This is a genomic window from Streptomyces mayteni, assembly GCF_054783955.1.
Genome location: NZ_BAAGPR010000068.1, coordinates 1 through 22,520, shown reverse-complemented (window position 1 = coordinate 22,520; position 22,520 = coordinate 1). Strand labels below are relative to the sequence as shown.

General features: G+C 74.4%; 18 protein-coding genes. 13 read left to right on the top strand and 5 right to left on the bottom strand.

Annotated elements, in window-relative coordinates; all coding sequences use genetic code 11:
* Nucleotides 1-20: 20 nt before the first annotated feature.
* The 7 genes from frr to ACYVPE_RS25925 all read left to right on the top strand — a co-directional run bounded on the left by frr (nucleotide 21) and on the right by ACYVPE_RS25925 (nucleotide 8,478).
* Nucleotides 21-578, top strand: coding sequence for a ribosome recycling factor (frr, locus tag ACYVPE_RS25955; RefSeq protein ID WP_461036129.1), 558 nt, complete (start codon nucleotides 21-23; stop codon nucleotides 576-578).
* Between the two features lie 6 nt (nucleotides 579-584).
* The gene (locus ACYVPE_RS25950; protein ID WP_461036128.1) at nucleotides 585-1,532 is read left to right on the top strand and encodes a phosphatidate cytidylyltransferase; all 948 of its coding nucleotides are present in this window, start codon (nucleotides 585-587) and stop codon (nucleotides 1,530-1,532) included.
* Nucleotides 1,533-1,653: 121 nt separating this feature from the next.
* Nucleotides 1,654-2,760 carry a dual-specificity RNA methyltransferase RlmN gene (gene rlmN, locus ACYVPE_RS25945; RefSeq protein ID WP_461036127.1) on the top strand — a complete coding sequence of 369 codons (1,107 nt, stop codon included), beginning with the start codon at nucleotides 1,654-1,656 and terminating at the stop codon, nucleotides 2,758-2,760.
* A 204-nt stretch (nucleotides 2,761-2,964) separates the two neighbouring features.
* Nucleotides 2,965-4,071 (top strand): thiamine ABC transporter substrate-binding protein, encoded by a 1,107-nt coding sequence (locus tag ACYVPE_RS25940; RefSeq protein ID WP_461036126.1) that lies wholly within the window; start codon nucleotides 2,965-2,967, stop codon nucleotides 4,069-4,071.
* A 19-nt stretch (nucleotides 4,072-4,090) separates the two neighbouring features.
* On the top strand, nucleotides 4,091-5,737 hold the full coding sequence (locus ACYVPE_RS25935; RefSeq protein ID WP_461036150.1) for an ABC transporter permease: 1,647 nt from the start codon (nucleotides 4,091-4,093) through the stop codon (nucleotides 5,735-5,737).
* An 8-nt stretch (nucleotides 5,738-5,745) separates the two neighbouring features.
* A complete protein-coding gene (locus tag ACYVPE_RS25930) occupies nucleotides 5,746-6,840 on the top strand; it encodes an ABC transporter ATP-binding protein (RefSeq protein ID WP_461036125.1) in 1,095 nt (364 codons plus the stop codon).
* 78 nt (nucleotides 6,841-6,918) lie between these two features.
* Nucleotides 6,919-8,478 carry a glycoside hydrolase family 10 protein gene (locus ACYVPE_RS25925; RefSeq protein WP_461036124.1) on the top strand — a complete coding sequence of 520 codons (1,560 nt, stop codon included), beginning with the start codon at nucleotides 6,919-6,921 and terminating at the stop codon, nucleotides 8,476-8,478.
* 125 nt (nucleotides 8,479-8,603) lie between these two features.
* Here ACYVPE_RS25925 and ACYVPE_RS25920 read toward each other — a convergent pair whose 3' ends face one another.
* On the bottom strand, nucleotides 8,604-9,809 hold the full coding sequence (locus tag ACYVPE_RS25920; RefSeq protein ID WP_461036123.1) for a hypothetical protein: 1,206 nt from the start codon (nucleotides 9,807-9,809) through the stop codon (nucleotides 8,604-8,606).
* Nucleotides 9,791-10,498, bottom strand: coding sequence for an ABC transporter ATP-binding protein (locus ACYVPE_RS25915; RefSeq protein WP_461036122.1), 708 nt, complete (start codon nucleotides 10,496-10,498; stop codon nucleotides 9,791-9,793). The genes ACYVPE_RS25920 and ACYVPE_RS25915 overlap by 19 nt, the downstream gene beginning before the upstream one ends.
* 331 nt (nucleotides 10,499-10,829) lie before the next feature.
* On the opposite strand from ACYVPE_RS25915, the gene ACYVPE_RS25910 reads away from it, so the two are divergent.
* A complete protein-coding gene (locus tag ACYVPE_RS25910; protein ID WP_461036121.1) occupies nucleotides 10,830-12,263 on the top strand; it encodes a gamma-aminobutyraldehyde dehydrogenase in 1,434 nt (477 codons plus the stop codon).
* A 27-nt stretch (nucleotides 12,264-12,290) separates the two neighbouring features.
* Here ACYVPE_RS25910 and ACYVPE_RS25905 read toward each other — a convergent pair whose 3' ends face one another.
* Nucleotides 12,291-12,980 carry a glycerophosphodiester phosphodiesterase gene (locus ACYVPE_RS25905; RefSeq protein ID WP_461036120.1) on the bottom strand — a complete coding sequence of 230 codons (690 nt, stop codon included), beginning with the start codon at nucleotides 12,978-12,980 and terminating at the stop codon, nucleotides 12,291-12,293.
* Nucleotides 12,977-14,053, bottom strand: a complete 1,077-nt coding sequence (locus ACYVPE_RS25900) for an adenosine deaminase (protein WP_461036119.1) — start codon at nucleotides 14,051-14,053, stop codon at nucleotides 12,977-12,979. The genes ACYVPE_RS25905 and ACYVPE_RS25900 overlap by 4 nt, the downstream gene beginning before the upstream one ends.
* Nucleotides 14,054-14,136: 83 nt before the next feature.
* Here ACYVPE_RS25900 and ACYVPE_RS25895 point away from each other — a divergent pair, with 83 nt between their 5' ends.
* Together ACYVPE_RS25895 and ACYVPE_RS25890 are read left to right on the top strand one after the other, a co-directional pair.
* Nucleotides 14,137-14,952, top strand: a complete 816-nt coding sequence (locus ACYVPE_RS25895) for a hypothetical protein (protein WP_461036118.1) — start codon at nucleotides 14,137-14,139, stop codon at nucleotides 14,950-14,952.
* Between the two features lie 178 nt (nucleotides 14,953-15,130).
* Complete coding sequence (locus ACYVPE_RS25890) at nucleotides 15,131-15,565, top strand: hypothetical protein (RefSeq protein ID WP_461036149.1); 435 nt, start codon at nucleotides 15,131-15,133, stop codon at nucleotides 15,563-15,565.
* 334 nt (nucleotides 15,566-15,899) lie between these two features.
* Here ACYVPE_RS25890 and gabT read toward each other — a convergent pair whose 3' ends face one another.
* On the bottom strand, nucleotides 15,900-17,279 hold the full coding sequence (gene gabT / locus ACYVPE_RS25885; protein ID WP_461036117.1) for a 4-aminobutyrate--2-oxoglutarate transaminase: 1,380 nt from the start codon (nucleotides 17,277-17,279) through the stop codon (nucleotides 15,900-15,902).
* A gap of 210 nt (nucleotides 17,280-17,489) precedes the next feature.
* Between gabT and ACYVPE_RS25880 the strand changes: the two genes are divergently transcribed.
* The 3 genes from ACYVPE_RS25880 to ACYVPE_RS25870 all read left to right on the top strand — a co-directional run bounded on the left by ACYVPE_RS25880 (nucleotide 17,490) and on the right by ACYVPE_RS25870 (nucleotide 22,366).
* Entirely contained in the window at nucleotides 17,490-18,149 is a 660-nt protein-coding gene (locus ACYVPE_RS25880) for a pyridoxine/pyridoxamine 5'-phosphate oxidase (protein WP_461036116.1), read from the top strand.
* A gap of 191 nt (nucleotides 18,150-18,340) precedes the next feature.
* Complete coding sequence (locus ACYVPE_RS25875; RefSeq protein WP_461036115.1) at nucleotides 18,341-20,698, top strand: type IV secretory system conjugative DNA transfer family protein; 2,358 nt, start codon at nucleotides 18,341-18,343, stop codon at nucleotides 20,696-20,698.
* Between the two features lie 126 nt (nucleotides 20,699-20,824).
* Nucleotides 20,825-22,366 (top strand): PucR family transcriptional regulator, encoded by a 1,542-nt coding sequence (locus ACYVPE_RS25870; RefSeq protein ID WP_461036114.1) that lies wholly within the window; start codon nucleotides 20,825-20,827, stop codon nucleotides 22,364-22,366.
* Nucleotides 22,367-22,520 lie beyond the last annotated feature (154 nt).

The following is a 22,520-nucleotide window of genomic DNA, read 5'->3' as shown; positions in this document are numbered from 1 at the left end:
CATCGAACCAGGAGCACGTGGTGATCGAAGAAGCCCTCCTCGAGGCCGAGGAGAAGATGGAGAAGGCCGTCGTGGTCGCCAAGGAGGATCTGGCCGCGATTCGCACCGGCCGTGCGCACCCGGCGATGTTCAACAAGATCCTCGCCGACTACTACGGCACCAGGACCCCGATCAACCAGCTGGCCTCGTTCTCGGTTCCCGAGGCGCGGATGGCCGTGGTGACCCCGTTCGACAAGAGCGCGCTGCGCAACATCGAACAGGCCATCCGGGATTCCGACCTGGGCGTCAACCCGACGAACGACGGCCACATCATCCGCGTGGTCTTCCCCGAGCTCACCGAGGAGCGCCGGCGGGAGTACATCAAGGTCGCCAAGTCCAAGGGCGAGGACGCCAGGATCTCGATCCGCGGCGTGCGTCGCAAGGCCAAGGAGATCATCGACAAGGCCGTCAAGGACGGCGAGGTCGGCGAGGACGAGGGCCGGCGCGGCGAGAAGGAGCTCGACGACACCACCGCCAAGTACGTGGCCCAGGTGGACGAGCTGTTGAAGCACAAGGAAGCGGAACTGCTCGAGGTCTGACCTGACGTGACTGAATCCTCCTGGGGGCGACCCCGGGCCGCCGGCTACGCGAGCCAGGCCGGGCACGACGGCGGCACGGAGTCGCCCTCCGGCACGAGTGGCGGCCCCGACGCCGGCTCCGGCCCGAGACCGCCCGCGAATCGCGGCGGGCGCGACCTGCGCGCCGCCGTGGGTGTCGGGCTCGGCCTCGCCGCGGTGGTCCTGGCCTCCCTCTTCGCCTACAAGCCCGCCTTCCTGGCCGTCATAGCGCTGGCCGTGGTGGTCGGGCTCTGGGAGCTCTCCTCGCGGCTCGCCGAACGCAAGCTCATCCGCGTGCCGTTGCCGCCGCTCGCCGCGGGCGGCGCGGCCATGGTGGTCCTCGCCTACTTCCGCGGCGCCGACGGCCTCTGGCTGGCCATGGCGCTCACGGTCGTCGCGGCGCTGGTGTGGCGGATGGCCGGTCCGCCCGAGGACTACCTGCGCGACGTCACGGCCGGCGTCTTCGCCGCGTTCTACGTGCCGTTCCTGGCCAGCTTCGTCGCCCTGATGCTCGCCGCGGACGACGGCGCCGAGCGGGTGCTGACCTTCCTGATCCTCACCGTGTTCAGCGACACCGGCGCCTACGCCGTCGGCTACCGGCTCGGCCGCAAGAAGCTCGCCCCCCGGATCAGCCCGGGCAAGACCAGGGAGGGCCTGCTCGGCGGCATCCTCTTCGCCATGGTGGGCGGCGCGCTGTGCACCGAGTTCCTGATCGACGGCGGTACCTGGTGGCAGGGCCTGGTGCTCGGCCTGGCCGTGGCGATCAGCGCCACCCTCGGTGACCTGGGCGAGTCCATGATCAAGCGGGACCTCGGCATCAAGGACATGGGCCGGCTGCTGCCCGGGCACGGCGGGATCATGGACCGCCTCGACTCGCTGCTGCCCACCGCGCCGGTGGTCTGGCTGCTGCTGCTCGCCTTCGTCGGCTCCGGCTGAGCCGTCCTGGTCGGCAGGTCCGGCCGACCAGGACGGTCCTTCCCGGCCGATCGGGCCCCGGAGGCCCGGGGGCCGGGCGGCGGCGCGGGGTGTCGGTGGCATCTGCGACACTGGTTCGACCATGCCTGTACCAGGAGAGCTCACCTTCGTCGCGCCGCGCGGGGCCGTCCGGCCCCCGCGGCACCTCGCCGACCTCAGCCCCGACGAGCGGCGCGAGGCCGTCGTCGCGCTGGGCGAGAAGCCGTTCCGCGCCAAGCAGCTGTCGCGCCACTACTTCGGCCGGTTCGCGGACGACCCCGCCTCCTGGACGGACATCCCGGCGGCCGCCCGCGAGCGGCTCGCCGAGGCCCTGCTGCCCCGGCTGATGACGGTGGTGCGGCACGTCAGCTGCGACGACGGCGCCACCCGCAAGTCGCTGTGGCGGCTGCACGACGGCACGCTCGTCGAGTCGGTGCTGATGCGCTATCCCGACCGCGTCACCATGTGCGTCTCCTCGCAGGCCGGCTGCGGGATGAACTGCCCGTTCTGCGCCACCGGCCAGGCCGGCCTCGACCGCAACCTGTCGACGGCAGAGATCGTCCACCAGATCGTGGACGGCATGCGGGCGCTGCGCGACGGCGAGGTGCCGGGCGGCCCGGCCAGGCTCTCCAACATCGTCTTCATGGGCATGGGCGAGCCGCTGGCCAACTACCGCCGGGTCGTCGGCGCCATCCGCCGGCTCACCGACCCCGGCCCGGACGGGATCGGCCTCTCCCAGCGCGGCGTCACCGTCTCCACCGTCGGCCTGGTGCCGGCGATGCGCCGGTTCGCCGACGAGGGCCTCTCCTGCCGCCTCGCGGTCTCGCTGCACGCGCCGGACGACGAACTGCGGGACACCCTGGTGCCGGTCAACACCCGCTGGAAGGTGCGCGAGGTGCTCGACGCGGCCTGGGAGTACGCGGACCGCTCGGGGCGCCGGATCTCCATCGAGTACGCCCTCATCCGGGACATCAACGACCAGGCGTGGCGGGGCGATCTGCTGGGCCGGCTGCTCAAGGGCCGTGGCGCGCACGTCAACCTGATCCCGCTGAATCCCACCCCCGGCTCCCAGTGGACGGCGTCCCGCCCCGAGGACGAGCGGGCCTTCGTCGCCGCGATCGAGGCGCAGGGCGTGCCGGTCACCGTGCGGGACACCAGGGGCCAGGAGATCGACGGGGCCTGCGGCCAGCTGGCGGCGGCCGAGCGGTAGTCGGCCCGCCTGCTGCTATCGTGGTCGGCTGATAACCACACATTCCGACAGGGGAGCGCTCGCAGCGCTGAGAGTGCGGCACCGGCCGCAGACCCTCGAACCTCGCCCAGGTCATGCTGGGTAGGAAGTTCGGACGTCTCTCACGCATGCGTGCGCCCGCCTGTCCACGGCCGGCCAGGAGAAGGCCCGGAAAGAGCGGCACACATGCATCGCAGCCACCCGGGGCGCGCCCGTCCGCGGCGCGCCGCCGTCCTCGTCACCGCCCTCGGGCTCGCCGTGCTCACCGGCTGCGGCGGCGGGTCCGACGACGCCGCCGAAGGCGAGGGCGGCGGGGGCGACGAGGTCACCCTGGTCACCCACGACTCCTTCGAGATCCCGCAGGAGGTGCTCGACGCCTTCACCGAGGAGACCGGCTACCGGGTGCGGACACTGCGGGGCGGCGACGCGGGGGTCGTCGTCAACCAGGCGGTGCTCTCCGCCGGCAACCCCCAGGGCGACGTGCTCTTCGGCGTCGACAACACGCTGCTCTCCCGGGCCCTGGACGCCGGCGTGTTCACCCCGCACGAGGCCGCCGGCCTCGCCGGGGTGCCGCAGGAGCTCCAACTCGACGCCGCCGAGCACCGGGTCACCCCGATCGACACCGGTGACATCTGCGTCAACTACGACCGCGGCTACTTCGCCGAGCACGACCTCGCCCCGCCGGAGACCCTGGACGAGCTGGCCGACCCGGCCTACCGCGACCTGCTGGTGGTGGAGAACGCCGCCACCTCGTCGCCCGGCCTCGGCTTCCTGCTCGCCACCGTCGACGCCTACGGCGAGGACGGCTGGCAGGAGTACTGGCAGCGGCTCGCCGAGAACGGCGTGGAGGTCGTCGACGGCTGGGAACAGGCCTACTACGAGCGCTTCTCCGGCGCCGGCGGCTCGTCTGGCGACCGGCCGCTCGTCGTCTCCTACGCCAGCAGCCCGCCCGCCGAGGTCGCCTTCGGCGGGGAGTCGGAGGAACTGCCTGACGAGGCACCCACCGGCGTGGCCACCGGCACCTGCTTCCGGCAGATCGAGTTCGCCGGGCTGCTCGACGGCGCCGCCAACCCCGAGGGCGGCCGGGCCCTGCTCGACTTCCTCCTGACCGACGCGTTCCAGCGGGAACTGCCGATGGCGATGTTCGTCAACCCGGTGGTGGACACCGAGCTGCCCGAGGTGTTCACCCGCTACGGCGCGACCGTGGACGAGCCCTGGTCGGTGGAGCCCGCGGATATCGCCGAGCACCGCGAGGAGTGGGTGGACGCCTGGACCTCGCTGGTCGTCAGGTGAGCCGCCGGACCGGGATCCCCTGGTGACCCGCTCCCTCGCCGTCCGGCTCGCGCTCCTCGCGCCCCCGCTGGCCTTCTTCGCGCTGTTCTTCGCCTACCCGGTGACGGCCATCGTGGGGCGCGGGCTGCGACCGGACGGCGCCTGGCGGTTCGGCGCGGTCGGCGAGGTGCTGACCGACCCCGACCTGGCCGGGGTGCTGTGGTTCACCTGCTGGCAGGCCGCGGCCTCCACCGCGCTGACGCTGGCCGTGGCGCTGCCCGGCGCCTACGTCTTCGCCAGGCTCGACTTCCCCGGCAAGCGGCTGCTGCATGCGGTGGTCGCCGTGCCGTTCGTGCTGCCCACCGTGGTGGTCGGCGCGGCCTTCCTCGCCCTGCTCGGCCGGGGCGGGCTGCTCGACGAGCTGTGGGGGGTGCGCCTCGACAACACGGCCTGGGCCATCCTGCTCGCCCACGTCTTCTTCAACTACGCCGTGGTGGTGCGCACCGTGGGCGGTCTCTGGGCCCAGCTCGACCCTCGGCAGGAGGAGGCCGCCCGGGTGCTGGGCGCCGGCCGGTTCGCCGCCTGGCGGCGCGTCACCCTGCCGGCGCTCGCCCCCGCGCTGGCCGCCGCCGGGCTGCTCGTCTTCCTCTTCACCTTCACCTCCTTCGGCGTCGTGCAGATCCTCGGCGGCCCCAGGTACGCCACCCTGGAGGTGGAGATCTACCGGCAGACCGCCCAACTGCTCGACCTGCCGACGGCCGCCGTGCTCACCCTGCTCCAGTTCGCCGCCGTCGCCGCGCTGCTCGGCGCGCACGGCCGGCTGGTGCGCCGCCGGGAGGGCACCCTGGCGCTCCGCGACCCGGCCACCACCGCCCGGCGGCCCGCCGGCCGCGTCCAGTGGGCCCTGCTCGGCGGCGTGTTGACGGTGATCGGGGTGCTGCTTGTGCTGCCGCTCGCGGTGCTGGTGGAGCGCTCGCTCTCCACCCCGGACGGCTACGGCCTGGCCAACTACCGGGCGTTGACCGGCACCGAGAGCGGCACCTTCGCGGTCGCGCCCTGGGAGGCGGTGGGCACCTCGCTGCGCTACGCCGCCGTCGCCACCGTGATCGCCCTGCTGGTCGGAGGGCTCGCCGCCGTCGCGCTCACCCGGCGCGGCCGGGGGCCGCTGCGCGGCGTCGACGCCCTGCTGATGCTGCCGCTGGGCACCTCGGCGGTCACCGTGGGCTTCGGTTTCCTGATCGCGCTCGACGAGCCGCCGCTCGACCTGCGTTCCTCGTGGCTGTTGGTGCCGCTGGCCCAGGCGCTGGTCGGGGCGCCGTTCGTGGTCCGGGCGCTGCTGCCGGTGCTGCGCGCCGTCGACGACCGGCTGCGGCAGGCCGCGGCCGTGCTCGGCGCCTCGCCGTGGCGGGCCTGGCGCGAGGTGGACCTGCCGCTGGCCAGGCGGGCGCTGCTGGTCGCCGCCGGCTTCGCGTTCGCCGTGTCGCTCGGCGAGTTCGGGGCCACCGTCTTCATCGCCCGCGCCGACTCGCCGACCCTGCCGGTGGCCGTGGCCCGGCTGCTCGGCCGGCCCGGCGAGCTCAACTACGGCCAGGCGATGGCCCTGTCCACCGTGCTGATGCTGGTGTGCGCGGTGACCCTGCTGGCCCTGGAGCGGCTGCGTCCCGCCCGCTCCACCGAGATGCTGTGAGGCCCCCGATGGACCGTGTCGTGGAGGAGACGGCGCCCGACGGCCGGTCGGCCGCCGCGCCAGCCGCCGCCCTGCTCTCGCTCGACGGGGTGACCGTGCGCTACCCGGGGCACATCGCCCTCCACGGCGTCGGGCTCGATGTCGCCGAGCACGAGACGGTCTGCGTGCTCGGCCCGAGCGGCAGCGGGAAGTCCACGCTGTTGCGCGCGGTCGCCGGCCTCACCGATGTGGCCTCGGGCACCGTCAGGATCGCCGGCCGCGACCAGGCCGGGGTGCCCACGCACCGCAGGGGCGTGGGGCTGATGTTCCAGGACCACCAGCTCTTCCCGCAGCGCGACGTCGGCGGCAACGTCGCCTTCGGGCTCCGGATGCGGCGGGCGCCGCGCCCCGAGGTCGAGCGGCGGGTGGCTGAGCTGCTCGATCTGGTCGGGCTGCCCGGGGCCCAACGGCGGCGCGTGGACTCGCTCTCCGGCGGGGAGCAGCAGCGGGTGGCGCTCGCCCGCGCGCTCGCGCCCCGGCCCTCGGTGCTGATGCTCGACGAGCCGCTCGGCCAGCTCGACCGCCATCTGCGGGAGCGTCTGGTCGTCGAACTGCGGGAGCTCTTCCGCGAGTTGGGTACCACGGTGCTGGCCGTCACGCACGACCAGGGCGAGGCGTTCGCGCTCGCCGACCGGGTCGTGGTGATGCGGGAGGGCCGGATCGCCCAGCTCGGCAGCCCGGTCGAGGTGTGGCGCCGGCCCGCCGACGAGTTCGTCGCCCGCTTCCTCGGCTTCCGCAACCTCACCGACGCGACCGTCGCGCGGGGCGTCGCGGACACCCCCTGGGGCGAGCTGCCGGTGCCCGCCGCCACCCGGGACGGCCGCCACCGGCTGCTGCTGCGGCCCGCCGGCGTCCGACTCACGGCGGCCGAGGGCGCGCCGCGCGCCACGGTGCGCGCCCGCACCTTCCGAGGCGACCATGTGCTGCTGCACCTCGCGCCGGAGCGCGGGCCGGCGCTCGAGGCGGCCTGCGCGCTGAGCGAGGCACCGGCCGAGGGCGACACCGTCGGCCTGGACTTCGACCCGGCCGAGGTGGTCGTCCTGCCAACCGCCCTGGATTGGTGAAAGTTTTCATCTGTACGCCCCGGGCGACGCGAAGTAAATTGTCGAACCGACTCTCAACTCCCCTTGGAGAAGTGCGATATGAGACGGTTCCTCGTCGTGCTGCTCGCCCTCTTCGGCCTGCTTGCGCCCGCCGCCGGCTCGGCCGGAGCCACCGGGGGAGGTGACCGGCCGCCCGAACAGTGGCGCAGCTACTGGGTGGACGCCTTCAACCCCGGCGTCTACACCCCCGCGCAGGTGTCGACGCTGATCGACGACGCGCTCGCGGTCAACGCCAACGCGCTGATCGTGCAGACCGCCCGCCGCTACGACTGCTTCTGCAACCGCGCGCTCTACCCGCGCACCGACGCCGCCGTCGACCCGGCGCCGTACGACCCGTTGGACGAGGTCATCGCCCAGGCCCACGCCGCCGGGCTCGAGGTGCACGCCTGGGTCAACGTCAACACCATGTGGAACAGCGCCACTCCGCCCCGCTCGCCCGACCACGTCTTCAACCGGCACGGGCCGAGCGCGCAGGGCGCCGACCGCTGGCTCAACCGCAAGGCGGACGGCACCGAACTCGTCGGCGCCAACGCCTATGTGGACCCGGGCCACCCGGACGCCGTCGCCTACATCGTCGCCGCGATCCAGAGCATCGTCCGCGAGTACGACGTGGACGGCATCAACCTCGACTACATCCGCTACCCCGACGGCAGCGCCCAGACCACCCACAGCGACTGGGGCTACAACGCCGTCTCGGTGGCGCGCTTCCAGCGGGCCACCGGCCGCACCGACGTGCCGGCGCCCGCCGACCCGCAGTGGAGCGACTGGCGCCGCGACCAGGTCACCAACCTGGTGCGCCGGATCTACCTGGGCATCTGGGAGGTCGACCGCACCGCGCGGCTCTCCATGGACGCCATCACCTACGGCTACGGGCCGCAGTCCGTGGGCGGTTGGGAGGGCACCAGGACCTACTCGGAGGTGCTCCAGGACTGGGCCGGTTGGCTGGACGAGGGGATCATGGACACGGTCGTGACCATGAACTACAAGCGGAACTGGAACCCGGACCAGGCCCGGATGTTCGCCGAGTGGTCGGAGTTCCTGGCCGACGCGCAGGGCGACCGGCAGGCGGTCAACGGGCCGGCGCTCTACCTCAACTCGGTGGCGGACAGCGTCAGTCAGGTCCGGCAGGCGCTGGCCGAGACCCCCGCGGGCAACACCGCGGCCGGCTGGAGCGGTTACTCCTACGCCAGCCCCAGCCTGGACGCGGCGACCGCCGGCGCGGCCGCCGAACGGGCCCGGCTCGCCGAGGCGTTGACCACCGGCCAGGACGCGCCGTTCGCGGAGCGGGCCGCGGTGCCGGAGATGGAGTGGAAGAACCGGCCGACCGAGGGGCACGTCGTCGGCGAACTCGCGCTGCGCGACGGCACCCCGCTGGACAGCGCCGAGGTCACGCTCACCCCGGTGGGCGGCCGAGGCGAGCCGGTCACCGGCCGCGCCGACGGCACCGGCTGGTTCGGCTTCGCGCACCTCGACCCCGGTCTCTACCTGGCGCGGGTCGCGCTGCCCGACGGGGTCGTGGGCGCGCCGCTCACCGCGGTGCGGGTGCAGCGGGGCGCGATCGCCGAGGCGCATTTCCCGCCGTTCGTCGCCCTGCCCTGACCCCGCGCGCGCCCGGCGTGCCGGGCGCCACGCAGGCTGACGGCCCGGTCCCACTGCCTCCCCGGCGGGAACCGGGCCGTCCCCGTTCCTTCGCGATCCTTCGCGTTCCTTCGCCGCGAACTCGGCTAACCGCCGGCCGGCAGGGCGATCAGCTGGGCGGCCAGCCAGGTGAGCGGCACGAACCCGAGCAGCAGCACCCCGATCCTGAGCAGCGCGGCCCGGAACAGCATCCCGCGCGGGGCGCCGAGCCGGCGCAGCAGCGCCGTCGCCGGACGGCGGGCCGCCCGCGCCTCGTCGGCCGCGGTGGCCACCGCGGCCAGCGAGCAGACCAGCACGATGCCGGCGCCCAGCACGCCGAGCGGGCCGAACTGCCCGAGGCCGTCGAGCGAGAGCGCCGCGAGCGAGGCCGCGGCCGCCGCGCACAGGACGCCGAGCGGCCGGCCGACCCGCCGGGACTCCTCCTGGAGGCCCCGGGCGGCGAGCAGCCTGAGCACCCGCGGCCGCCCAACGGCGAGGAGCAGCCCGCACAGGTGGACGAGGCCGGGGGCCGCGAGCACGATGCCCGCCGTGATCAGCAGCCAGCCGCCCACCACCCCTGGCGGCACCCCGCCGAGCGTGCCGCCGAGCGGCAACACTCCTTCGCCCGCCGCCTTCGGCCGGTCGACCCCGGCGTAGGCGCTGAGCGCGATCCCCGCCGTGGTGAGCGCCGTGCCCCAGGGCAGCCCGGCGGGCAGCGGTACCGGGGGCTCGGCGCGGGCGGCGTCCGCCACGTCGAGCGCGTCGGGCGGGAGCATCGCCTGCGGCGCCCTGGCGCGCTTGGCCGGCGCCCGCCTCAGCGCCAGCGCGGTGGCCACGGCGGCGATGAGCGGCACCAGGGTGAGCAGCGTCAGCGCGGCGCCGAGCGGTAGCCGCCCGGCCGGCAGCGCCTCTGCGGCGGCGCCGTGGTAGGGGAGCAGGTCGGAGGTGTCGCCGCGCAGGTGGAGGAAGAGCAGCAGCCCGACGACGCTGCCGAGCAGCCCGGCGAGCGCGGTGGACACGGCCGCGAGCAGCGGCATCCGGCCCGGGCCGAGGCCCGCCATGTCGAGCCCGGAGCCCGGCCGGCCGGCCGGATCGACGCGGGCCACCGTCATGGACAGCTGCACCGTGGCGGCGAGCGGCACCGCGCACCAGCCGAGCCGCAGCAGCGACTCGCGGCCGCCGCCCGGGTGGGCGACGGCGTAGGCCAGCGCGCTCAGCAGCAGGAAACCGACGCCGCCGGCGGCGCACGCGACCAGCAGCCGGCGGCACAGCGCCGCCGGGTGGGCGCCCCGGGCTAGACGGAGACTGAGCATGCGGCTTCGGCGGGCGCGCCAGAGGCGCGGCCGTCCACGAGGGTGAAGGTGCGGTCGGCCAGCGTGGCCACCTCCGCGTCATGGGTGGCCAGCACGACGGTGATGCCGTGCGAGCGGCCCGCGGTGGTGAGCGTGCGCAGGACCTGCGCCCGGTCGGCCTGGTGCAGCGGGGCCGTGGGCTCGTCGGCGAACAGCACGTCGGGCTGGTGCACCAGGGCCCTGGCCAGCGCGATCCGCTGGCGCTGGGCCTGGAGCAGCGCGTAGGGGCGCTTGCGGGCGCACTCGCCGACGTCGAGCCGCTCGAGCCACTCGAGCGCCGTGCGGCGCGCCTTGCGCTGCCCGACGCCGGCCAGCAGCAGGGGGAGCGCCGCGTTCTCCCAGGCGGTGAGCTCGTCGACGAGCTGCGGGGTCGGGCCGATCCAGCCGAAGCGATCGCGGCGCAGCCGCTCCCGGCTGGCCAGGGACAGGGTGTGCACCGGCACGCTGTTGAACCACACCTCGCCTTCGTCCGGCGACAGCTGCCCTGAGAGGCAGCCGAGCAGGGTGGACTTGCCACAGCCGCGGGGCCCGGTGATGGCGAGGATCTCGCCTTGCCGGACGCCGAGTGAGGCTCCGAGCAGCGCCGGCGAGCCTTGGTACGCGTACCGCAGTCCGCGCGCCCAGAGAATGTCGTTGTCGGGTGGGGCCATCGTCTCCGGCACCTCCGGCCGTATCGCCTTAACTCCCCCGACCGGGTGAACGAGCGGCCGGGGAATCCGTCACAGGCACCTCAGCACGCTGACACAGCGACGCGGACCGTCGGCGGCCGACTCGGCGAGCGGTCGGAAGAATCCTCCGAACGGTGGACACGACCCCTGCGAACACGGGAAATTCTTCCCTGTTGTGCGGCGTGTGGCGTTGTTTTTCCGTGTATCGACCTCATGAGGCGCTGGATCTTCGGGCCGTGGCGGTGTCGCGCGACCGGCTCCTGGGCATACGCTGAGGTGCCGCAGCCCGAGGACCCGTAAGCAGGAGGGTGTCGTGACCACCGAGCCGAGCCGTTTGCGCAACTACATCGACGGGGAGTTCCGGGACGCCGCCGACGGGCGGACCACCGAGGTGGTCGACCCCACGACCGGCGAGGCGTACACGACCGCGCCGCTCTCCGGCCGCGCCGACGTGGACGCGGCGATGGCCGCCGCCGAGGCCGCCTTCCCCGAGTGGCGGGACACCACGCCGGCCACCCGGCAGCTGGCCCTGCTCCGCATCGCCGACGCGTTCGAGAAGCACGCCGACGAACTGCTGGCCATCGAGTGCCGCAACACCGGCAAGCCGTTGGAGCTGACCCGGCAGGAGGAACTGCCGCCGATGCTGGAGCAGATTCGCTTCTTCGCCGGGGCCGCCCGGATGCTGGAGGGCAAGTCGGCCGGCGAGTACATGGCGGGCATGACCTCCTTCGTCCGGCGCGAGCCGGTGGGGGTGTGCGCGCAGGTCGCGCCGTGGAACTACCCGGTGATGATGGCCGTCTGGAAGTTCGCCCCGGCGCTGGCCGCGGGCAACACGGTGGTGCTCAAGCCCTCCGACACCACGCCGGCCTCCGCCGTGTTCGTGGCCGGGCTGCTGGGCGAGATCCTGCCGCCCGGCGTGTTCAACGTGCTCTGCGGGGACCGGGACACCGGGCGGCTGATGGTGGAGCACCCGACCCCGGCGATGGTCTCCATCACCGGCTCGGTGCGGGCCGGCATGGAGGTGGCCGCCAGCGCCGCCAAGGACCTCAAGCGGGCGCACCTGGAGTTGGGCGGCAAGGCGCCGTGCCTGGTCTTCGAGGACGCGGACGTGCCGGCCGCCGTCGAGGGCATCCGCGACGCGGGCTTCTTCAACGCCGGGCAGGACTGCACCGCGGCCACCCGGGTGCTGGTCCACGAGTCCGTGCACGACGAGTTCGTGGCCGGCCTGGTCAAGGCGGTGGCCGACGTCACGACCGGCGACGTGGCCGACCCCGACTGCTTCTACGGCCCGCTCAACAACCCGACCCACCTGGCCAAGGTCGCCGGCTACGTCGAGCGGCTGCCCGCCCACGCCACGGTCGTCACCGGCGGCCACCAGGTGGGCGAGCGCGGCTACTTCTACGCGCCCACGGTGGTGACGGGCTGCCGGCAGGACGACGAGATCATCCAGGAGGAGGTCTTCGGCCCGGTGATCACCGTGCAGAGGTTCTCCGACGACGCGCAGGCCGTGACCTACGCCAACGACGTCGACTACGGCCTGGCGTCCTCCGTCTGGACCCGCGACCACGGCCGCGCCATGCGGATGTCCAAGGCGCTGGAGTTCGGCTGCGTCTGGATCAACACCCACATCCCGCTGGTCGGCGAGATGCCGCACGGCGGCTTCAAGAAGTCCGGCTACGGCAAGGACCTCTCCGCCTACGGCCTCGAGGACTACACGCGCGTCAAGCACGTGATGACGGCCCTCTGACCGCCGCCGCGCCGCGGCTGGGCGGGCCTACGGCCCGCCCAGCAGGCGGCGGAGCGTGGCCACCCGGTTGGTGGTGATCGAGCCGACGCCGAGGGCCAGCAGGCGGCGCATCGAGCGGCGGGTGTCCACCGTCCACGCGGCGACCCGGTAGCCCCGGGCGGTGGCCAGGGCCACGGTGTCCTCGGTGATCAGGCCGAACCGGAAGTTCAGCCAGCTCGGGCGCACTTCGGCGAGCAGCGCCTCGGGCGGCCGGGTGGCGCGGTGCCAGGTCAGGGCGATCTCGGCCGCCTTGTCGGCCTCGCGCACCGCGCGCAGCGCCGCCGGGTCGCCGCAGTAGTAGACGCGGTCGGCCGCGCCGGCGGCGCGGACCGCCGCCACGGTGGCGCGCGCGATCGCCGCCGAGTGCTCCGGCAGGTCGACCATGGTGCGCACCGGCTCGGTGACCCGGAGCGCCTCGGCCAGCGTCGGCACCCCGCCCCCGGTCAGGCTCGCGACCTCGGCGGCGGTCAGCTCGGCGACCGGCCGGTCGTGGCCCCACAGCCGCCGCAGCGTCGGGTCGTGCAGCACCACGAGGACGCCGTCCGCCGTGGCCCGCACGTCGAGCTCCACCGCGTCGGCGCCGGCGTCGATCGCCGAGCGGAAGGACGGCAGGGTGTTCTCCCGCGCCCGGTACGGATCGCCCCGGTGGGCGACGGCGATCGCGCGGCCTTCCGTCATCCCGGCCACGCCGCGAGGTATCCGTCGATCTCGGCGCTCAGCCGGGCCTTGCCCACCGGGTCGAGGAACGAGGCGCCCACCGCGTTCTTCGCCAGCTCCGCCACCCCGGCCGCGTCGAGGCCGAGCAGCCGCGCCGCGACCGCGTACTCGGTGTTGAGGTCGGTGCCGAACATCGGCGGGTCGTCCGAGTTGATGGTGACGAGCACGCCGGCCGCCACCAGATCGGGCAGCGGGTGCGCGTCGAGCGAGGGGACGGACCTGGTGGCCACGTTGGAGGTGGGGCAGACCTCGAGCGGGATCCGGTGCTCGGCGAGATGGGCAAGCAGCCGGGGGTCGCGCGCCGCGTTGATGCCGTGGCCGATGCGCTCGGCGCGCAGCTCCGTGACCGCGTCCCACACGGTCTCCGGCCCGGTGGACTCGCCGGCGTGCGGCACGCTGTGCAGGCCGGCCGCGATGGCCCGGTCGAAGTAGGGCTTGAACTGCGGCCGCGGCCAGCCGATCTCGGGGCCGCCGAGCCCGAACGAGACCAGCCCCTCGGGGCGCAGCTCGCACGCCATCCTGGCCGTCTCCTCGGCCGCCGGCAGGCCGAGCTCGCCCGGGATGTCGAAGCACCAGCGCAGCACGACGCCCAGGTCGCGCTCGGCGCCGACCCTGGCGTCCTCTATCGCCTCCATGAAGGCCACGTCCTGGATGCCGCGGAGCACCGAGGAGTGGGGCGTGACGGTGAGCTCCGCGTACCTGATGTGCTGCCTGGCCATGTCGCGGGCGACCTCGTAGGTGAGCAACCGGACGTCCTCCGCGTCCCTGATGAGCTCCACCACGGAGATGTAGACCTGGATGAAGTGTGCGAAGTCCCGGAAGGTGAAGTAGCGTTCGAGCTCCTCCGGGTCCTTGGGCACCGGCGAGTCCGGGTGCCTGGCGGCCAGTTCGGCCACGATCCGGGGAGACGCGGAGCCGACGTGGTGGACGTGCAGCTCGGCCTTGGGGAGGCCGGCGATGAAGCCGCTCAGGTCGGTCGGTGCGGTCGACTCGGACAACGTGACCTCCGGGGTGTCTGTCGGTGCCGGCGCCATCGTATGCGGCGGGTGCGACAGGTGGGCGGGCGGCCGTGTCAGTGGCGGCGACTAGGGTGTCGCCATCGAGATGTGGAGGTCCTGTGAGCGCCGAACAGCAGTCGAACCCGTACCGGCCGCCGGCCGGTGCGGTGGCGCCCGCGCCGCACCTCGCCTGGGCGCCGCCGCAGTGGTATCCGCCGCCGGTCTGGCCGGTCGCCCAACGGCCGCCCAACGAGAGCGTCGGCAACGCCGCGTCGGTGTTCGGGCTGATCTCCGTGCTGCTCTCCTGGACCCTGCTGCTCAGCCCGCTCGCGCTGGTCCTGGGCATCGGGGCGCTGGTCCTCGGCCTCGTCGGCCTGGAGAACGTGCGGAACGGCCGCGCCAGGAACCGGGTGTTCGCGCTCGGCGGGCTGTGGACGGGGGTGGCGGGCATGGCGATATCCGCCGTGCTGACCCTCGTCCTGATGGTCTCGACCGGCGGTTCGTCGACCGGCGTGCTGTCGGAGGCCGGTGCCGAGTTCGTGGCCGGGCCCGACGACGAGGTGGTGTACGACGACGGCGTCTCGGTCACCATCGCCGAGCCGCGCGGGTCCGGCGTCGGCCACCTGCTCGTCGTCCGGGTCACCAACGACAGCGAGCACCCGGTGGACCTGGGGGAGAGCGCGGTGCGCGCCCAACTCGGCGGCGAGTCCGCCGCCGTGCGGATGTCGACCGGCCGGCCGCCAGAGGTGGCGCCCGGCGAGTCGGGCAGCGTCTCCTTCGAGATAGCCGGCGCGTCGGGCGGCGCGGGTCGGCTCGATGTCGACTACGCGCCGGCCGACGCCTACGTGTACGCCTTCTGGGCCTTCGACTCCGGTCCGGCGGGCGGCGATCGGGAGTCCCAGGAGCCGGGATCCGGGGGCGGCGTCGAGGCGTGAGCGAGGGCCTTGCCGGGGCGTTCGGGGCGTGTGACCCGCAACACGGAGAAACCCCGGCGAAGCGGCGTAAGGATCCACTGTCGGCCTCCTCCCTCCTCATGACCCGACCGGGCCCACCGGGGGCCCGCGGGGGGAGGAGGACGGCGTGAACGGCGGCAGTGGTGGCCCGCGCACGGCCATGGAGTGGTTGGCGTCCGCGGCCCCGGAACCGGAGGCCTGCCGCTGGGAGTGGGAACGCCACCCCCTCGGGGTGGCGCTGCTCCCGGCCGGCCGGTTATGGGATGTGCTCGTGGTGCCCGGCGAGTTGGGGCGTCCGACGCTCACCGTGCTCAGCCGGGTGCTCGACCGGCCGGGGCCGGTGCTCGCCGACCAGGGGGACTTCCGGGTCGGCTTCTTCGTCCCGCCGGGCACGGCCGGCCGCTGGGTGGGCACCGGGGTGCGGGGGGCCGGGCGGGGCAGCTGGATCGTGGTGCCGCATCCCACCAGGACGGCCAACGGCGTCCGGTGGCTGATCCCGCCGGACGGCTCCGGGGTGCTCACGGATCCGGCCGTGCTGGAGCTGGCGATGCACGAGGCGGCCGCGGTCCTGGCCGGGGGAGAGGAGGGGGACTGAGCGGAGCGCTTGGGCCCAGCCACCCCGGAGCGAGGGGGGAGAGCTCCGGGGCGGTGCCGGCCACTCCCGAGTCCGGACGGCCGCACGCCCCGGGGGGTGTGGGGCGGGCGGAACCGGTCCGAAAGGAGTCGCGGGAGTCTGGCTGCTCTCGCTACCGGTTCGACCGTACGTCAGGAGCATCAGGAGCGGATGTGGGGCCGCCGTATCCGCATCACATCCCCGCAGCTTCTCCATTCCGTGCCAGGCCGGGCACAGCGCTGTCCTGCGCCGTTGGGGCGCGGGCCGCGTGCGGTGGTGGCGGCCGCGCCCCGTGCGCCGGCGTTCGGCGGGGCGATCAGAGCCCGTCGACGGCGCTCTCCAACACGTCGAACGCGCCCGCCAGGACGTCGAGCCCCTCCAGGAGGAGCTCCTCGCCGATCACCAGCGGCGGCAGGAAGCGCAGCACGTTGCCGTAGGTGCCGGTGGTCAGCACCAGCAGGCCCTCGGAGTGGCACGCCTTGGCCAGCGCCGCCGTGGCCGCCGGGTCCGGCTCCGTGGTGCCGGGCCGCACCAGTTCGAGCGCCAGCATCGCTCCCCGGCCGCGCACCTCGCCGATCGACGGGTGCTTGGCGGCCAGGTCGAGCAGCCGCGGCTTCATGATCTCCTCGATCCGGCGCGCCCTGGCCGGCAGGTCGAGCTCCCGCATCGTCTCGATGGCGCCGAGCGCGGCGGCGCAGGCCACCGGGTTGCCGCCGTAGGTGCCGCCGAGGCCGCCGACGTGCGCCGCGTCCATGATCTCCGCGCGCCCGGTGACCGCGGCGAGCGGCAGCCCGCCGGCGATGCCCTTGGCGGTGGTGATCAGGTCGGGCACCAGGCCCTCGTCCTCGCAGGCGAACCACTGGCCGGTGCGGCAGAAGCCGGACTGGATCTCGTCGGCCACGAAGACGATGCCGTGCTCCCTGGCGAACTCCGCGATCCGGGGCAGGAAGCCGCGCGCCGGGACGATGAACCCGCCCTCGCCAAGCACCGGTTCGACCACGATGGCCGCGGTGTTCTCGGCGCCGATCTGCTTGGAGATCTGGTCGATCACCTGCGCCGCCGCCTCCTCGGCGCAGTTCTCAGGGCCGGTCGGCCAGCGGTAGGGGTAGGCCATCGGCATCCGGTAGATCTCCGGCGCGAACGGGCCGAAGCGGTGCTTGTACGGCATGTTCTTGGCGGTGAGGGCCATGGTGAGGTTGGTGCGCCCGTGGTAGCCGTGGTCGAAGACCACCACCGCCTGCCGCCCGGTGTGGTAGCGGGCGATCTTGACCGCGTTCTCCACCGCCTCGGCGCCGGAGTTCAGCAGGACCGACTTCTTGGCGTGGTCGCCCGGGGTGAGCCTGGCCAGCTCCTCGCACACCTCCAGGTAGCTCTCGTAGGGCGTGATCATCGCGCAGGTGTGGGTGAACCGCGTCAGCTGCTCGGTCGCCCGGCGGACCACGGCCTCGGCGCTGTTGCCGACCGAGGTCACGGCGATGCCGGAGCCGAAGTCGATCAGCGAGTTGCCGTCGACGTCCTCGACGACGCCGCCGCCCGCGCGCCGCGCGAACACCGGCATCACGATGGGCAGACCGTCGGCCACGGTGGCCTGCTTACGGGCCATCAGCTCCCGCGACCTGGGCCCCGGGATCTCCGTGACGAGCTTGCGCTGTTGGACGAGGGAGGGCCCTCCGGACGATTCGGGCGTGGCGCTCATGAGGGGCTCCTACTCGCGAGGGGGTGCTTCGCCGGTCACTCTCCCCGCAGGCTAGGGCCGCGCCCCCGGTCCCGGCATGCTCCGCCACGGAGTGATCGGGCGACGCTCCTGGACGAAGTGGCGAAGAGCGGGGCGCCTCGTCGGCCGACTGTCTAATGCTAATGTCGCCAGCAACCGTTAGATCGAGCGCTCAGGCGAGAGCGGAGTGAGATGTCCGAGCTGCGCCAACTCCTCAGGAGCCTGGAAGTGTTCGCCGGCGATCTGCCGTCGTTCGACCCGGCCGCGGCCCCCGCCGACCCGGCCACGCTGTTCACCGCATGGCTGCTGGCCGCCGTCGACGCCGGGATCCCCGAACCGCACGCGATGACCCTGGCCACCGTCGACCAGGACGGCGCCCCCCAGGCCCGGGTGCTCATCCTCAAGAACCTGCTCGCCGAGGCCGGCGGCTGGCAGTTCGCCGCGCACCTCGCCAGCCCGAAGGGCCGCCAGCTCACCGCGGTGCCCAGGGCCGCCCTCACGTTCTACTGGCAGCCGCAGGCCCGACAGATCAGGATCGCCGGCCCGGTGGTGGCCGAGTCCCCCGAGCGGAGCGCCGCCGACTTCCTGGCCCGCGGCCCGGCCGCCCGCGCCGAGGCGCTGCTCGGCCGGCAGAGCGGCCCGCTGGCCGACCCCGGTGAGCGCACCGCCGCCCTCGCCGCCTCCCACGACCGGCTCACCCGCGAACCCGACGCCGTCCCGCCCGAGTGGCGGCTCTACACGCTGCTCGCCGACCGCGTCGAGTTCTGGCAGGGCGACCGCGACCGCCGGCACACCAGGCTCCAGTACCTCCGCACCGGCGACGAGTGGACCAGGGAACTCCTCTGGCCCTGACCCGGCCATGCCCGAACTCGGGTCCCGGCGCCGCTCGTTCGCCTCTGGAGTAAACGGCTCCCGCCGACCCCGGCACTGCGTGTCCTCGGCCGTTCGGCACTAGATTGAGCCGCACCAGAGTGGCACACGCACGGCAGCCCGAGCGGTGCCGGACGGTCACCCGATGGCCTGGTCAGGGGGCTTGGCACCGAATGAGCACCGAAGGCGCGCCCGACGCGCCCACCGCACGCGACCACTCCGAGACGGTCCCGCGCCCCAGAGGCGTGCCCTCCATACCGCCCGACCCACCCGAGGACACCGGGCCGCCGCTCGTCCGCTGGCTGCGCACCGCCCGCCCGGCGGCCGGCCCCGGGGTCTGGCGCACCGGCCACCTTCCCAAGCCCCCCGAGGACCCGAACCGGCTCGGCGACCGCGAACTGCACGGCACCGCCCTGCTCGCCGCGCTCGCCGGCTGGATCGTCTGGTCGCTCTACGTCAACGAGTACCTGGGCTTCGTCCAGTGGCCGCTCGAATGGCTCGGCCTCAACTCCTGGGGACCGGCCACCGTCCGCGTCGTCCCCTACCTCTACGACCTGCTCTTCGCCTGCCTCCTGGCCTACGGCTTCGGCCGGGTGGGCAACGCCGGTGCCGTCTGGCGTCGTTGGCGGCCCTCGGTGCTGCGGCTCCTGTGCGGCCGCCCCGACATCGCGCCGCTGCCGCGCCGTCAGGTGGTGCGCGGCACCGCGGCACTGATCGCCGGCTACGCGGTGCTGCGGCTCAGCTTCCTGGGCGTCTGGCTGTTCTGGCTCGACCCGCTCTACGCCGTCGTCCCCGACACCTGGGAGCGGGGCGACACCATGGCCTACCGGGCCAGCTACAACCTGTACTACGCCCTCTACGTCGGCCTGTTGATCGCCCTCTGCTCCTGGCTCGGCGGCTGGCGCGCGGTGCTGCGGCACTACCCGCTCGCCCTGACCCGCCGCGCCGGAGCCGGCCGCACCCCCCAGGAACGCGCCGAACTCGCCAGGCTCGCCGACTTCACCGAGCTGCGCGCCGCCGGGGCCACCAGGGCCGCCGAGCGGCTGGCCGCCGACGTCAGGAGCGGCACCATGAGCGACCTCGACTACGCCAGGATCGAGCACGCCTGGGGCATCGTGCGCGCCCGCCCCACCGCCCTCCCCGCCTTCGACGAGCAGGCCGCCGCCGAGGGCGCCGCCGCCTTCGTCCACCCCTCGGGCGACCGCGACCTGCCCGCGCGCACCGCGGACCACGACCTGCTGACCCGGCAGGTCCGCATCGGCCGGGCACCGGACGAGGACCGCAACCCCTACCAGTACCGCGGCGAGGCCGTCGCCCTCGACCCGGCCGTCCTCGGCACCTCGCTGCTGGCCGTCGGGCCGCCGGGCTCAGGCAAGACGGGGCGCGTCATCCGGCCCGTCGTCGAGGCCCTGTGCCTCCAGGCGCTCACCGGCCAGGCCGCCGTCGTCGCCGTCGGCACCGCACGATCCGGGCTCGGCCCGGACGGCGCGTTCGACATCATCGTCCGGGTCGGCGACCCGGCCGGCAGCCACCAGCTCGACCTCTACGGCGGCGCGGCCGACACCGACGAGGCCGCCACGCTGCTCGCCGAGGCGCTGGTCGGCGGCACCCGGGTGGACCCCCGCGAGGCCGCCGCCGCGCTGATCCAGCTGATCGGCCCCTACCAGGCCGCCTACGGCCACCTGCCGGGCGTGCCGGAACTGCGCGCCATGCTCGACGGCGCCCCGGCCCTGCTGGCCACCCTGCGCGAGGACCTGGTGCTGGCCGGCGCCGCCGACCAGCAGCGCGACCTGGACGCCAGGGCCCGCCAGGCCCAGCGCCCCGACGACCTCGGCCCGCAGCTCGCCGACCGGCTCGCCCTCCTCGACCGCGCCGGCTTCTCGCAGGCGGGGCAGGCCGCCGCCTTCTCGCTCAGCGCCCTCGTCCACCCGCTGCGGGTCCGCGTCGACCTGCCGGGCACCGGGCACGCGGAGGCCGGGCGGATCATCACCCGGCTGCTGCTCGCCCAGTTCACCGCGGCCGCCGTCACCCGCGCCGACCGCTCCCTGTTCGCCTGCCTGGTCCTCGACGACGCCACCGCCGCCGTCACCCGGGGGACCGTCAGCGGGCTCACCCAGCTGCGACCCACCAACGCGGGCGTGGTGCTCGCGCTGCGCACCCTGGACGACGTGCCGGCCGAGCTGCGCGCCGGGCTGCTCGGCGCGGTCGGCTGCCGCATGGCGTTCTCCGGGATCACCACCTGGGACGCCGAGCACTTCGCGCGGGCCTGGGGCACCGCCTGGACCGAGGACCAGGAGACCACCCGCACCCCGGACCGCACCGGCGGTTTCGTCAAGCGGCTGGTGCGCGGCGTGCGCCGGGCGTTCACCGGGCGGGACACCACCACGGAATCGGTCACCGTGCGGCGGGTGGAAAGGGAGCGTTGGTCCGCCTCCGAGCTGGCCCATCGCGTTCCGCCGCGGCACGCGGTGGTCTCGATGACGAGCGTGGCGGGGGAACCGAGCCCACCGGTGCTGGTGCGCCTCGGCTGACGGGCCCCGCCCGGAGGTGACGGAAACTCGTCGTCGCAGGCCGCATATGCCGGACGCCCCATCGGACGCATATGCCAACCGCTGTACGGTGATGGTACGTGTTGATCTGGCTGCCCAAGGTGATGCATGCGACCGACTCTCGCCTCCCTCGTCCAGCACACCGCGCTGAAGCTCGGTGTGCTCTCCGGCGAGGGTGGGCTCGAGGCGGAGGTCAGGTGGGCGCACGCGAGCGAGCTGGCCGACCCGGTGCCCTGGCTCGACGGCGGCGAGCTGCTGTTGACCACCGGCCTCAAGCTCGCCGTCGACGACCCGGCGGAGATGCGGGCCTACGTGGCGCGGCTGGCCGGCGCCGGCGTGGTCGCGCTCGGCTTCGGGGTCGGCGTCAACCACCCGGGGGTCCCGCCCGCGCTGCTCGCCGCCGCCCGTGACCTCGGCCTGCCGCTGCTCTCCGTGCCCCGCCCCACGCCGTTCATCGCCATCAGCAAGGCCGTCTCGGCCGCCATCGCCGCCGAGCAGTACCGGTCGGTGACCGCCGGATTCGCCGCACAGCGCGAACTGACCAGGGCCGCGCTCTCGCCCAGCGGGCAACAGGCGCTGCTCGAACGGCTCGCCGGGCAGGTCGGCGGCTGGGTCGCCCTCTACGACCTGACCGGCGCCGTCACCGCGCTCGCCCCCGGCTGGGCCGCCCGCCGGGCCGCCAAGGCCGCCGCCGACGCGCGCCGCCTCGTCGACCGCCCCGCGCCGGCCAGCGTGGTCACCGCGGGATCGCCCGACGACGACCGGATCGAGCTCCAGTCCGTCGGCACCGGCCAGCTGCCGCGGTCCGTCCTGGCCATCGGCACCGCCACGCCGCTCGGCCCCGCCGAGCGGTACGCGGTGCAGTCCGCCGTCGCGCTGCTCACCCTCACCACCGAGCGGTCCCGCGCCTTCCAGGCCGCCGAGTCGCGGCTCGGCGGCGCCGTGCTCCGGATGCTGCTGAGCGGCGAGTCCGACCACGCGCGGACCGTGGCCGGCCAGCTCTACGGCGGGCTGCTCGACGCCCCGCTGCGGGTGGCGGTCGCCGAGGCGGACGGCGACACCGGGGCCCTCGAGGACCTGGGCCTGGCCGTCGAGTCCGCGGCGGCCAGGGCCGGCGAGTCCGTGCTCGCGGCGGCCGACGGCGAGGGCCTGGTGCTGCTCGCTGCCGACGGTGGCGCGGCGGCGAGCGCCCTCACCGACCACGCGCGGGTCGAGCCGAGGGGGCGGGCCGACGGCCTGGTGCTCGGCATGTCGGAACCGACCGGCCCCTCCGCGGTGGACGCGGCCTACCAGCACGCCAGGGAGGCGCTGCTGGTCGCCAGGCGGCGCGGCCGCACCCTCGTGGAACACGACCACGTGGCGGACGGCTCCATCGTGCCGCTGCTCGCCGACGAGGCGGTCCGTGCCTTCGCCGACGGCATGCTGCGGTCGCTCCGCGACCACGACGAACGCGGCCGCGGCGACCTCCTCGCCTCCCTGCGGGCCTGGCTGGCCCGCCACGGCCAGTGGGACGCGGCGGCGGCGGACCTGGGGGTGCATCGGCACACGCTGCGGTATCGCATGCGGAGGGTCGAGGAGATCCTCGACCGGTCGTTGGACGATCCGGACGTGCGGATGGAGTTGTGGCTGGCGCTGAAAGCCAGCGGCTGACGTGGCCGTGGGGGTTTCCCCCACCCACCCGCCCTTTCCTGCGCTGCCGCGTCGCGGGCGCGCTGCGCGCGGGCGGTGGCCCGCGGGGGCCCAACGCGGCGGCTTCGCCGCCGTTGGGCCCCTGCGGCCGTGTCGGCCTGCGGCCGTGTCGGCC